General features: G+C 74.4%; 10 protein-coding genes and 1 riboswitch. Of the genes, 6 read left to right on the top strand and 4 right to left on the bottom strand.

Features of this window, described 5'->3' with window-relative positions; genetic code table 11:
• Positions 1-24 precede the first annotated feature (24 nt).
• Positions 25-164: riboswitch (cobalamin riboswitch) on the bottom strand.
• A gap of 134 nt (positions 165-298) precedes the next feature.
• Together E4U92_RS16580 and E4U92_RS16575 are read right to left on the bottom strand one after the other, a co-directional pair.
• Positions 299-520, bottom strand: coding sequence for a hypothetical protein (locus E4U92_RS16580; protein WP_067232427.1), 222 nt, complete (start codon positions 518-520; stop codon positions 299-301).
• A gap of 31 nt (positions 521-551) precedes the next feature.
• Complete coding sequence (locus tag E4U92_RS16575; RefSeq protein ID WP_137301193.1) at positions 552-1862, bottom strand: inorganic phosphate transporter; 1311 nt, start codon at positions 1860-1862, stop codon at positions 552-554.
• Between the two features lie 226 nt (positions 1863-2088).
• Here E4U92_RS16575 and E4U92_RS16570 point away from each other — a divergent pair, with 226 nt between their 5' ends.
• The 3 genes from E4U92_RS16570 (at position 2089) to E4U92_RS16560 (ending at position 5934) form a co-directional block, all read left to right on the top strand.
• Positions 2089-2775: a class II aldolase/adducin family protein gene (locus E4U92_RS16570; protein ID WP_137301192.1), complete on the top strand. Its 687-nt coding sequence runs from the start codon at positions 2089-2091 to the stop codon at positions 2773-2775.
• 331 nt (positions 2776-3106) lie between these two features.
• Complete coding sequence (locus E4U92_RS16565) at positions 3107-4240, top strand: alpha/beta hydrolase (RefSeq protein ID WP_137301191.1); 1134 nt, start codon at positions 3107-3109, stop codon at positions 4238-4240.
• A 215-nt stretch (positions 4241-4455) separates the two neighbouring features.
• A complete protein-coding gene (locus tag E4U92_RS16560; RefSeq protein ID WP_174863904.1) occupies positions 4456-5934 on the top strand; it encodes a hypothetical protein in 1479 nt (492 codons plus the stop codon).
• Between the two features lie 27 nt (positions 5935-5961).
• On the opposite strand, the gene E4U92_RS16555 is transcribed toward E4U92_RS16560, so the two are convergent.
• A complete protein-coding gene (locus E4U92_RS16555) occupies positions 5962-6375 on the bottom strand; it encodes a VOC family protein (protein ID WP_137301190.1) in 414 nt (137 codons plus the stop codon).
• Positions 6376-6573: 198 nt separating this feature from the next.
• Here E4U92_RS16555 and E4U92_RS16550 point away from each other — a divergent pair, with 198 nt between their 5' ends.
• The 3 genes from E4U92_RS16550 to E4U92_RS16540 all read left to right on the top strand — a co-directional run bounded on the left by E4U92_RS16550 (position 6574) and on the right by E4U92_RS16540 (position 9662).
• On the top strand, positions 6574-8172 hold the full coding sequence (locus E4U92_RS16550; RefSeq protein ID WP_137301189.1) for an ABC-F family ATP-binding cassette domain-containing protein: 1599 nt from the start codon (positions 6574-6576) through the stop codon (positions 8170-8172).
• 323 nt (positions 8173-8495) lie between these two features.
• A complete protein-coding gene (locus E4U92_RS16545; RefSeq protein WP_229862163.1) occupies positions 8496-8717 on the top strand; it encodes a helix-turn-helix domain-containing protein in 222 nt (73 codons plus the stop codon).
• Positions 8718-8870: 153 nt separating this feature from the next.
• Positions 8871-9662, top strand: coding sequence for an enoyl-CoA hydratase/isomerase family protein (locus E4U92_RS16540; RefSeq protein ID WP_137301187.1), 792 nt, complete (start codon positions 8871-8873; stop codon positions 9660-9662).
• A gap of 48 nt (positions 9663-9710) precedes the next feature.
• Here E4U92_RS16540 and E4U92_RS16535 read toward each other — a convergent pair whose 3' ends face one another.
• Positions 9711-10499 carry a nucleopolyhedrovirus P10 family protein gene (locus tag E4U92_RS16535; protein WP_137301186.1) on the bottom strand — a complete coding sequence of 263 codons (789 nt, stop codon included), beginning with the start codon at positions 10497-10499 and terminating at the stop codon, positions 9711-9713.
• Positions 10500-10551: the final 52 nt, after the last annotated feature.

The raw sequence follows: 10551 nt of genomic DNA, 5'->3' as shown, positions 1-10551 counted from the left end.
CACTCAGGGTGTCCACGCCCTGGTTCGACGAGACCGGCGGTGAGAGTTCCTGGCTCCCGGGGTTGGCACCCCGGTGACAGTGGCGGGACCGCGCCGGATTCGCACCGGCTTCCTCTCCTTGCCGCCGTACATGGCCCCGGCAGTCCACCACGCCCCCCGAACGGCCGTCAACTTGCCGTTGACCTGGGGCGGAGGAGTGTGTGGAGGCCCACACGCAAGGGGCCTGCGGGGTCACAGCGACGCGGGGTGCCCGGAGGCACCCCGCGCGGGTGGTACTGCGACGACGGGACGGTCGGACTCAGGCGACGATCAGGCTGATGCCGTACGCCACCGCCGCCGCGCACGCCGCGAAGCAGGCGTACGCGCCGGTGACCGCGAGGGCGGCCGAGCCGCCCCGGGCCTGGGCCCGCTCGCGGGCGGAGAGGCCCGCCACGCCGAGGGTGAACAGGGCGACGAGGCCCACGGTGACCACGAGGCTGACGCCGAAGACGGAGCCCAGGGCTGCCCAGTCGATCTTCATGCTGCTTCTCTTCCTTCGTGCCGGGGCGGGCTCAGACGGCGGCCGGCGGGGCGGCCGGTTCCGGGGCGACGGCCGCGGCGCTCGCCGTGGCCCCGACGGGGGCGGCCACGACCGGAGCGGGCAGGGCCGGGGAGGCCACGGCCGGGGAGGGGATGACCGCCGACGGCTCGTCGGTGGCCGGGAGGCCCGCCGGCGGCGGGGTGACGGCGGCCATCGCGGCGGTGACCACGCCGGCGGGCTCCTCGGTGTCGTTGACGTTGGTGTGGTCGACCACCTGGCGGCGGGAGACCTTCCAGATGGCCGCGCTGGAGGCGATCAGGAAGACGGCCACGACGGCCGTGCCCCAGTCGCCGAGGTCGGTGACCGACTCGGCGAGCGCGCCGACCAGTGCGGCGGCCGGCAGCGTCAGGCCCCAGGCGACGAACATCCGGGTCGCGGTGGACCAGCGCACGACGCCGCCCTTGCGGCCGAGGCCCGCGCCCATCACCGAGCCGGAGACGACGTGCGTGGTGGACAGCGAGAAGCCCAGGTGGGAGGAGGCCAGGATGGCGGTGGCGGCGCTGGTCTGGGCGGCGAAGCCCTGCTGCGGCGCCAGGTCGGTCAGGCCCTTGCCCATGGTGCGGATGATGCGCCAGCCGCCGATGTAGGTGCCGAGCGCGATGGCCAGGCCCGCGGACAGGATGACCCAGGTGGGAGGGTCGGAGTCGGGGGCGACGGCGCCGCCGGCGACCAGCGCGAGGGTGATGATGCCCATCGTCTTCTGGGCGTCGTTGGTGCCGTGGGCGAGGGAGACCAGGCCGGCGGAGGCGATCTGGCCCGCGCGGTAGCCCTTCTCGGCCGCCTTGCCGTCGGCGCTGCGGCCCGCCCGGTAGGACAGGCGGGTCGCGACGGCCGCGGCCACACCGGCCACGATCGGGGCGGCGACCGCGGGGATCAGCACCTTGGTGACGAGCACGTCGCCGTGGACCGCGCCGAAGCCGGCCGAGGCGATGGTGGCGCCGACCAGGCCGCCCATCAGGGCGTGGGAGGAGCTGGAGGGCAGGCCCACCAGCCAGGTCAGGAGGTTCCAGAGGATCGCGCCGACCAGGGCGGCGAAGATGACCTCGGGACGGATGCCGGTCTCGTCGACGAGACCTTTGGAGATCGTGTTGGCGACCTCCACCGAGAGGAATGCGCCGACAAGGTTGAGCACGGCGGACATGGCCACCGCGACCTTGGGCTTGAGCGCGCCGGTCGAGATGGTCGTGGCCATCGCGTTGGCGGTGTCGTGGAAACCGTTCGTGAAATCGAACGCGAGTGCGGTTACCACCACAATCGCGAGGATCAGCGAGAAGCTTTCCATTTACCCAGGCAATCGTTCGAAGTCATCGGTCGGTTGACCGTAGGCAACGTGGGTGAACGGAAGATGAACTGGGGTGGGCGCAGTGGTGTCCGTCTGTCCGGTTTCCGGACCGCGTCGCCCGTGGCGGGGCCCGGGGGAGCGGGCGCGGCGGGCCCGGCGGACCGACGAGGAGATTCCCGTCACAGGCGGGCGGCCGGACCGCACGGCCGCCTGGGAGGATCGGGGCATGAGCGAACAGCGGGGCGCGGGGACGGACCACGGCGATCAGGGCGGTGACGTCGTCGCCGCCTGGGAGGCGCTGGTCGCGACGGCCCGCCGCACCGTCGCCGACGGACTGGTCGTCGGCACCTCCGGCAACGTCTCGGTACGCGTCGGCGGCACTGTCCTGGTCACCCCCTCCGGGGTTCCCTACGACCGGCTCACCCCGGACGACGTGACCGGCGTCGACCTCGACGGCCGCCAGGTGCTCGGCACCCTCGTCCCGACCAGCGAGCTGCCGCTGCACCTCGCCGTATACGAGGCGACCGACGCGAGGGCGGTCGTCCACACCCACGCCGTGCACGCCACGGCCGTCTCCACGCTCGTGGACGAGCTGCCGCTGGTCCACTACATGGCGGCCGCGCTCGGCGGCCCCGTCCGGGTCGCGCCCTACGCCACGTACGGCAGCGCCGAACTGGCCGCGAACGCCCTGCGCGCCCTCGACGGCCGCTCCGGCTGCCTCCTGCGGAACCACGGCACCCTCACCCACGGCACCGACCTCGACCAGGCCTACGACCGCACCGCCCAGCTGGAGTGGATGTGCCGCGTCTGGCTGACGGCGTCCTCCGTCCCCCACCTGACCCCCACCCTCCTGACCCCCGCCCAACTCGCCGAGGTCACGGAAAAGCTCCGCGGCTACGGCCAACGGGGCTGAGGCCAAAGGGAGGCGGGGACACGGCCGAGCCACGCACCCGGCCCACTGTCCCCGCCTCCGAGGGGCGCGGGGAACTGCGCGAACGGCCCCCACGCACCCGCACCCGCCGACGCGAGCGCACCCCATCCCCCCGGGACGCGGCCGCACCAGGCTCCCGGCCCACTGTCCCCGCCTCCGAGGGGCGCGGGGAACTGCGCGAACGGCCCCCACGCACCCGCACCCGCCGACGCGACCGCAATCCCACTCCCGGCCTCGCCCGAACCCGGCAGGGCCCGTCACCCGTCGTGGTCCACCGCTGGCCGTACGCGCACGGGACCTGGACACTGGACCCGTGCGCCCTGTCAAAGCGACGGCCGTCGCCGTCACCGCAGCCCTGGCCGCCGGTGCCGCGAGCGTCGCCGCCGGCCGCCTCGCCAGCGACGCCGCCCTGAAGGCACCCCCGGGCCGCCCCCTGCCGACCGAGCCCCGGCTCACCGTGCACGGCACCGCGGCCGGCCAGGTCGTCCTCACCCGCCACCTCGCCAGCCTGCGCCCGGGCACCTACGGCCTGGCCGGCGACGGCTCCCACGCGGTCGTCGGACCGGTCCTCGACCGGGCGGCCCACTCCGCCGACACGGTCGTGCGCCGGCTCGAACGCGTCACCCACGGCACCCTCAGCCCCGGCGACGCGGTCTGGCTCACCCCGAACCTCTACGTCGGCGACCCGCGCGGAGCCCTCGGCCTGGACCACGCCGACGTCGACGTCCCGGGCGAACTCGGCGCGCTGCCCGCCTGGTTCCTGCCCGGCGACCGCCGTACCTGGGTGATCGCCGTGCACGGCCTGGGCACCACCCGCGAACACGCCCTGAACCTCATGGGCTTCCTGGCGCGCCGCCACTTCCCGGTGCTCGCCCTCGCCCACCGCGGCGACCTGGGCGCCCCCCGCTCCCCGGACGGCCTGAACCACTTCGGCGAGACCGAGTGGCGCGACCTGGACGCCGCGATCCGCTACGCCGTGCGGCACGGCGCCGACCGCGTCGTCCTGCTCGGCTGGTCCACCGGCGCCACCATGGCCCTGCACGCCGCCGACCGCTCCGGGCTGCGCGACCGGATCAGCGGCCTGGTGCTGGACTCCCCGGTCCTCGACTGGCAGACCGCCCTGCGCGCCCTGGCCGCCGCCCGCCACGCCCCGGGCGCCCTGCTGCCGCTGGCCGTGCGGGCCGCCCAGGGCCGCGCCGGACTGGGCCTCGGCCCCGACGGCGGCCGGGCCGCGTTCGACCCCGCCCGGCTGGCCGTGCCGACCCTGATCGTGCACGGCCCCGGCGACACGGTCGCCCCGTGGCGGCTCTCCCGCCGCCTCGCCGCCCGCCGCCCCGACCTCGTCTCCCTGCACACCGTCCGGGACGCCCCGCACGCCGCGATGTGGAACGCCGACCCGGGCGCCTACGAGGAGGTCCTGCGCCGCTTCCTCACCCCCCTGATGTGAGCCCCCGGCGGCCGCCCGCACCAGCCCCCGGCGGCCGCCCCGCACCCGCGCCGGCCCCGCTCCGGCAGACCGGGCGCCACGGTTCCGTTTACCGCCGTACGACTGGCCGAAACATCCCCGTCACCTCCCGTCCCGGCACCACCCCTTGGCCAGTCCCATAGCCCCCCGTGACGTTCCGTTTGGGTTTTCGGACCGTCAACCGGAAGACTGCACCCGTGACGTCCCGTATCCCGCGCGACTCCAGGCTTCGACTCGTCCGCCCCCGACCCCTGGCCGCCGCCCCCTCAGCTGTGAACCAGCGGCGCCCGCGCCGCCCCGCGCCCCGCCCGCCGGAGGGCACCCCCGCCCCCGCGGAGCTGGCCAGAATGGCACGCTCCGGACTGGCCCCCGCCGCCCGGGTCGCCCGCTGGGCCGACGCGGCCCTCGGCCCCGGCAGCGACGCGGCGACCGCCGACGGCAAGGCCACGCTGGCCGACGCGACCGCCGAACGGGCCGCCCGCGACCTCGGTCTGACCCCCGACCGGGTCCGGGCCGACTGGGACACCGCCCGCCTCGCCGGACTGATCGAGGTGCACGGCGCCAGCGCCCGCCCCGGCTGGCGGCTGCGCGCCTGGGACCGCGACGACAGCGCCGTGCTGCGCGGCTGGGTCGCCCTGTTCGACGCCTGGTCGCTGGCCACCCCAGAACCGGGGGACCAGGAGCCCGCCACCGTCGCCGAGGTCGTCTCGGCCATGCCCCAGGTGCTCTCCTTCCTCCAGCTCTCCGCCGGGCCCGTCCCCGTCGACCAGCTCCTGGACCTGCTGCGCCAGCGCGTCACCGAACTGCGCACCGAGCGCTGCGAGGTCGTCTACGACGCCGACACCACCCCCGACGCGGCCTCCGCCGCCGGGAACGCCCCCGCGCGCCCCGCCCTGGCCGCCGCCGCGGGCCCCGCCGAGAGCGAGGCCGAGCCGGCCGACCCCGCACAGGCCGCCGAGCTGGCCCCGCTGCTCGACTGGGCCCTGCACGCCCTCGCCTCCGTCGGCGCCCTCACCTACGGCGACGGTCAGGCCACGCTCACCCCGCTCGGGAGCTGGGCGGTGTGGGTCAAGCTGGAGCAGATCTGCGTGGCCGCGCAGAGCCCCGCCGGCAACATCGAGCAGTCCGCCGAGGACATGCTGCGCGGCTGCGCCCAGCTCCGCCCCAACGCGGCCCGCGCCGAGTACCGCGCCTGGCTCGCCGCCCGCCCCGTCGGCAGCGCCGTCACCGAACTGCTGGCCGCCGCCCGTGGCGAGGACGCCCTGCTGCGCGGCCTGGCCTTCGAGGCGCTGCGCGTGGTCGGCGCCCCGGCCGAGCCCGACGTCCGCGCGGTCGTCGACGAGCCCGCGCTGCGGCCGTACGCCCTGCTGTGGCTCGCCGAGCACGACGGCGTGGACCCCGAGGACGCCCACGAGGTGCTCACCCGCGAGGAGGCCACCTGGCTGTGGGTCGACACCGCGGCGGCCGTCGCCGACCACGGCGAGGCCCCGATGCTGGTGCGCCACCTGGAGTCGGCGCTCCAGCCGACCGTGCCCGCGCTGCTGAAGGAGGTGCGGGCGGTCGGGCACCCGCGCACCGTGCAGGTGCTGGTCGCGCTCGCCGCCGCCCACCCGGACCCGGCGCTCGCCAAGGCCGTCCGCCGCGCCGCCTTCCAGGTGCACACCGGCGGCCACTAGGAGGGCGCAGGCGCCGGGACCGCGCCGTCAGGCCGGTATCTCGGGGGCGTACGTGCCGAAGCTCCACACGTTGCCCTCGAGGTCCCGGGCCATGTAGTCCCGGGAGCCGTACTCCTGGTCGGTCGGGGGCATCAGGACGTCCACGCCGTGCTCCACCGCGTGCGCGTGGTGCCCGTCCACGTCGTCCACCACGACGTAGACACCGGTGGTGCCCGCGTTCTTCATCGCCGCGTCGAAGACGCCGCCGCGGCCCTTGGAGCCGAGCATCACCACGCCGTTGCCCTGCACCAGCTCGGCGTGCAGCACCGTGCCGTCCTCGCCCTCGTACACCGACAGCTCGGTGAACCCCAGCGCCTCCGTGAGCTGCCGGATCGCCGCCTTGGCGTCGGCGTACAGCAGGGTCGGGCAGATGCTGGGCCGGGTGCCGTTCGTGCCTGTCATGGCGGTCACTCCCTCGTGATCGTCTTCGTGATCGTCCTCGTGGTCCCCTGTGATCCGCGGTGGTCCGTCCGTCCCGTCCGGGAAAAGCCGTTGCATGCCCCCGTTAGACTGGGGCCCATGGCCATTCTCCTCGCGCATTAGACGACGGGATCGTCCTCAGCCGTCCGTCCCGCCCCTTCCCCGCCCAGGAGTCTGTCCGTGATCTCCGCCACCGGTATCGAGCTGCGCGCCGGCGCCCGCGTCCTCATCGAGAACGCCACCTTCCGTGTCGCCAAGGGCGACCGCATCGGCCTGGTCGGCCGCAACGGCGCCGGCAAGACCACCCTCACCAAGTGCCTGGCGGGCGAGGCCCTCCCCGCCGCCGGCACCATCACCCGCTCCGGCGAGGTCGGCTACCTCCCGCAGGACCCCCGCACCGGCGACCTCGACGTGCTCGCCCGCGACCGCATTCTCTCCGCGCGCGGCCTGGACGTCCTGCTGCGCAAGATGCGCGAGAACGAACAGCGCATCGCCACCGGCCAGGGCGCCACCCGCGACAAGGCGATGAAGCAGTACGAGCGCCAGGAGACGGAGTTCCTCACCAAGGGCGGGTACGCCGCCGAGGCCGAGGCCGCCACCATCGCCGCCGCGCTGAACCTGCCCGACCGGGTGCTCGGCCAGCCCCTGCACACGCTCTCCGGCGGTCAGCGCCGCCGTATCGAGCTGGCCCGCATCCTGTTCTCCGACGCGGACACCCTGCTGCTCGACGAGCCGACCAACCACCTCGACGCGGACTCGATCATCTGGCTGCGCGACTACCTCAAGACCTACCGCGGCGGCTTCATCGTGATCTCCCACGACGTCGACCTGGTCGAGACGGTCGTCAACAAGGTGTTCTACCTGGACGCCAACCGCTCCCAGATCGACGTCTACAACATGGGCTGGAAGCTCTACCAGCAGCAGCGCGAGGCCGACGAGAAGCGCCGCCGGCGGGAGCGGGCCAACGCCGAGAAGAAGGCCGCCGCCCTGCACTCGCAGGCCGACAAGATGCGCGCCAAGGCCACCAAGACGGTCGCCGCGCAGAACATGGCCCGCCGCGCCGACAAGCTGCTCGCCGGTCTCGACGACGTCCGCATGCAGGACAAGGTGGCCAAGCTCCGCTTCCCCGAGCCCGCCCCCTGCGGCAAGACCCCGCTGATGGCCGAGGGCCTGTCCAAGTCGTACGGCTCGCTGGAGATCTTCACCGACGTCGACCTCGCCATCGACAAGGGCTCCCGGGTCGTCATCCTCGGCCTCAACGGCGCCGGCAAGACCACGCTGCTGCGGCTGCTGGGCGGCGTGGAGCAGCCGGACACCGGCATGGTCGTCCCCGGCCACGGCCTCAAGCTCGGCTACTACGCCCAGGAGCACGAGACCCTGGACGCGGACCGCACGGTGCTGGAGAACATGCGCTCCGCCGCCCCCGACATGGACCTGGTGGAGGTCCGCAAGGTGCTCGGCTCGTTCCTGTTCTCCGGTGACGACGTCGACAAGCCGGCCGGGGTGCTCTCCGGCGGCGAGAAGACCCGGCTGGCCCTGGCTACCCTGGTCGTCTCCTCGGCGAACGTGCTGCTGCTCGACGAGCCCACCAACAACCTCGACCCGGCCAGCCGCGAGGAGATCCTCGGCGCGCTGCGCACCTACAAGGGCGCCGTCGTCCTCGTCACCCACGACGAGGGCGCCGTCGAGGCGCTCCAGCCCGAGCGGATCATCCTGCTGCCCGACGGCGTCGAGGACCTGTGGGGCTCGGACTACGCCGACCTGGTCGCGCTGGCGTGATCCACGCCGGGTGGATCATTCGGCCCATCGGTGATCCCTCATCTGTGTGAGATCTCCTCGTATCGAGGTGTGTCGTACACGCATTTTCCGGCCGGTCCCCCTCTTCCGGGGCGACCGGCCGTCGTGCGTCTCTGACCTGCTGATTCGCCTGGACTGGCGTTCGGTCCTGCGGACGGCTGTGTGTGGAATCACATATTCCGTTCGTGGGGACGCACTCCTGTCGTCACAACCATGTCGTACCGACCTTGCCGAATGGGTGGCCATCACGCCCCGGAGGGGTGATCATGAGGAGACCAGAGCGCACTTCCCATGAGGAGGCACGGGTGGCCGAGACTCTGAAGAAGGGCAGCCGGGTGACCGGCGCCGCGCGCGACAAGCTCGCGGCAGACCTGAAGAAGAAGTACGACTCCGGTGCGAGCATCCGAGCACTGGCCGAGGAGACCGGCCGCTCGTATGGCTTCGTCCACCGGATGCTCAGCGAGTCGGGCGTCACGCTCCGTGGGCGTGGCGGGGCGACCCGGGGCAAGAAGACCCCCTCGTCCTGAGCCCGGGCGGCCCATCGGCTCCGCTGGTGGCCACCCGGTCGGCCGGACCCCCCTGACTCCGCAGGGGCCCTGGGGACACCCCCGCCCGGCCGGGTGGTTACTGTGCAGTCACTTAGCTGACCGCTGACTGACCGCACCCACCGGAGGCACCGCATGGCTTCGTCCGACCTGCTCCTCGACCAGGACGGCGTACGGCTCACCGTCGACGACGCGCTCGCCACGGTGACGCTGGCCAACCCGGCCAAGCGCAACGCCCAGAGCCCCGCGATGTGGCGTGCGCTGGCCGAGGCCGGCCGGCTGCTGCCGGGCGCCGTGCGGGTCGTCGTGCTGCGCGGCGAGGGCAAGTCCTTCTCCGCCGGCCTCGACCGGCAGATGTTCACGCCCGAGGGCATCGAGGGCGAGCCGTCCTTCATCGACCTCGCGCGCAGTGGCGACGCCGAACTCGACGCCGCCATCGCGCGGTTCCAGGAGGGCTTCACCTGGTGGCGGCGCAGCGACCTCGTGTCGATCGCCGCCGTCCAGGGGCACGCCATCGGTGCGGGCTTCCAGCTCGCCCTCGCCTGTGACCTGCGTGTCGTCGCCGACGACGTGCAGTTCGCGATGCGCGAGACCGGACTGGGCCTCGTCCCCGACCTGACGGGCACCCACCCGCTGGTCTCCCTCGTCGGGTACGGCCGTGCGGTGGAGATGTGCCTGACCGGACGGTTCGTGCAGGCGGCGGAGGCGGTGAGCACCGGGCTGGCGAACATCGCCGTGCCCGTCGACCAGCTCGACGCGACCGTCGGCGAACTGGCGTCCGCGATCCTCGCCGCCCCGCGCGACGCGGTGATCGAGACCAAGGCGCTGCTCCAGGGCGCCGCGGAGCGCACCTACGACGAGCAGCGCGCGGCCGAACGCGCCGCCCAGTCCCGCCGCCTGCGCGACCTGGCGGGCCTCGGCGAGTGACCCGAGAGGTCCGGGGGCCCGGGGAGAGCCGGTCGGCTCACCGCGCGTTCACCCGATCGCCGTGATCACCACGGCCACGGTCGGACGGTCGGTGAGTGCCTCGCTCACCGCCGCCCTGACCTGCCGCGCCACGTCCACGGCCCGGTGGCCCGGGTGCAGGGTGACCTCGACGCGCGCGTGACGACGCGGCAGGGCCGCCGCCTCCCGGGTCTCACCCGGACGGGGGTACTCCAGATGGACGGCCCGGCCGAGCCCGCCGAGGTGACCGGTCAGCCCGGACACCCCGGGAATGTCGAGCGCGGCGAGCGCCACGCGCGCCTCGTCACCGCCGTCAGGCACGTCGAGCCGCGCCGTCCCGCGCTCCTGCGCGGGCCGGGGTCCGGGCTCCGGCCCGGGTGCCGGGTCCTCGTCGAGCAGCGTCGTCACGCGCACGTCCACCTCGGCCACCGTCAGGCCCAGCCGCTCGGCCGCGGCCGCGGCCAGCGCCGCCCGCAGCCGTGCCGCCGCCGTCGGCAACGGCTCCGCCGGACCCGCCGCGCACTCCGCCGAGACCCGCAGCGGCCCCGGCAGCAGCCCGCTCGGCGGAACCGGCACGGCGGGCCCGTGGGCGCCCTGCCCGGCGCCGGCCTCGGCACCTCCCGCGTCCGCCGCGTCGGCCGGGCCGACCCGGACCTTGCCCAGCAGGACCCCGGGCACGTCCCGCCCCGCCGCCCGCAGCACCGTCGTCACCGCGTCCTCCGTGATCCACGCGCCGTCCCGCGGCCCGCCCAGGGGCAGCAGCCTGCCCAGTCGCACCTGCGCACGTACCGCCCGCGTCCAACCGTCCGCCGTCGTCATTCCTCCAGCCTGCCGCATCCCTGGAGCGCGGTCGGGCAACCGCGCTTACGGT

This window comes from Streptomyces galbus (assembly GCF_005280195.1).
In the GTDB taxonomy this organism is placed as follows: domain Bacteria; phylum Actinomycetota; class Actinomycetes; order Streptomycetales; family Streptomycetaceae; genus Streptomyces; species Streptomyces galbus.
This window is presented reverse-complemented; position numbering and strand designations above follow the sequence as displayed.

Bases quoted from the DNA above. Each gene is read 5' to 3' on its own strand.
- E4U92_RS16580 (WP_067232427.1), bottom strand. From the start codon at position 520: ATGAAGATCGACTGGGCAGCCCTGGGCTCCGTCTTCGGCGTCAGCCTC.
- E4U92_RS16575 (WP_137301193.1), bottom strand. From the start codon at position 1,862: ATGGAAAGCTTCTCGCTGATCCTCGCGATTGTGGTGGTAACCGCACTC.
- E4U92_RS16570 (WP_137301192.1), top strand. From the start codon at position 2,089: ATGAGCGAACAGCGGGGCGCGGGGACGGACCACGGCGATCAGGGCGGT.
- E4U92_RS16555 (WP_137301190.1), bottom strand. From the start codon at position 6,375: ATGACAGGCACGAACGGCACCCGGCCCAGCATCTGCCCGACCCTGCTG.
- E4U92_RS16540 (WP_137301187.1), top strand. From the start codon at position 8,871: ATGGCTTCGTCCGACCTGCTCCTCGACCAGGACGGCGTACGGCTCACC.
- E4U92_RS16535 (WP_137301186.1), bottom strand. From the start codon at position 10,499: ATGACGACGGCGGACGGTTGGACGCGGGCGGTACGTGCGCAGGTGCGA.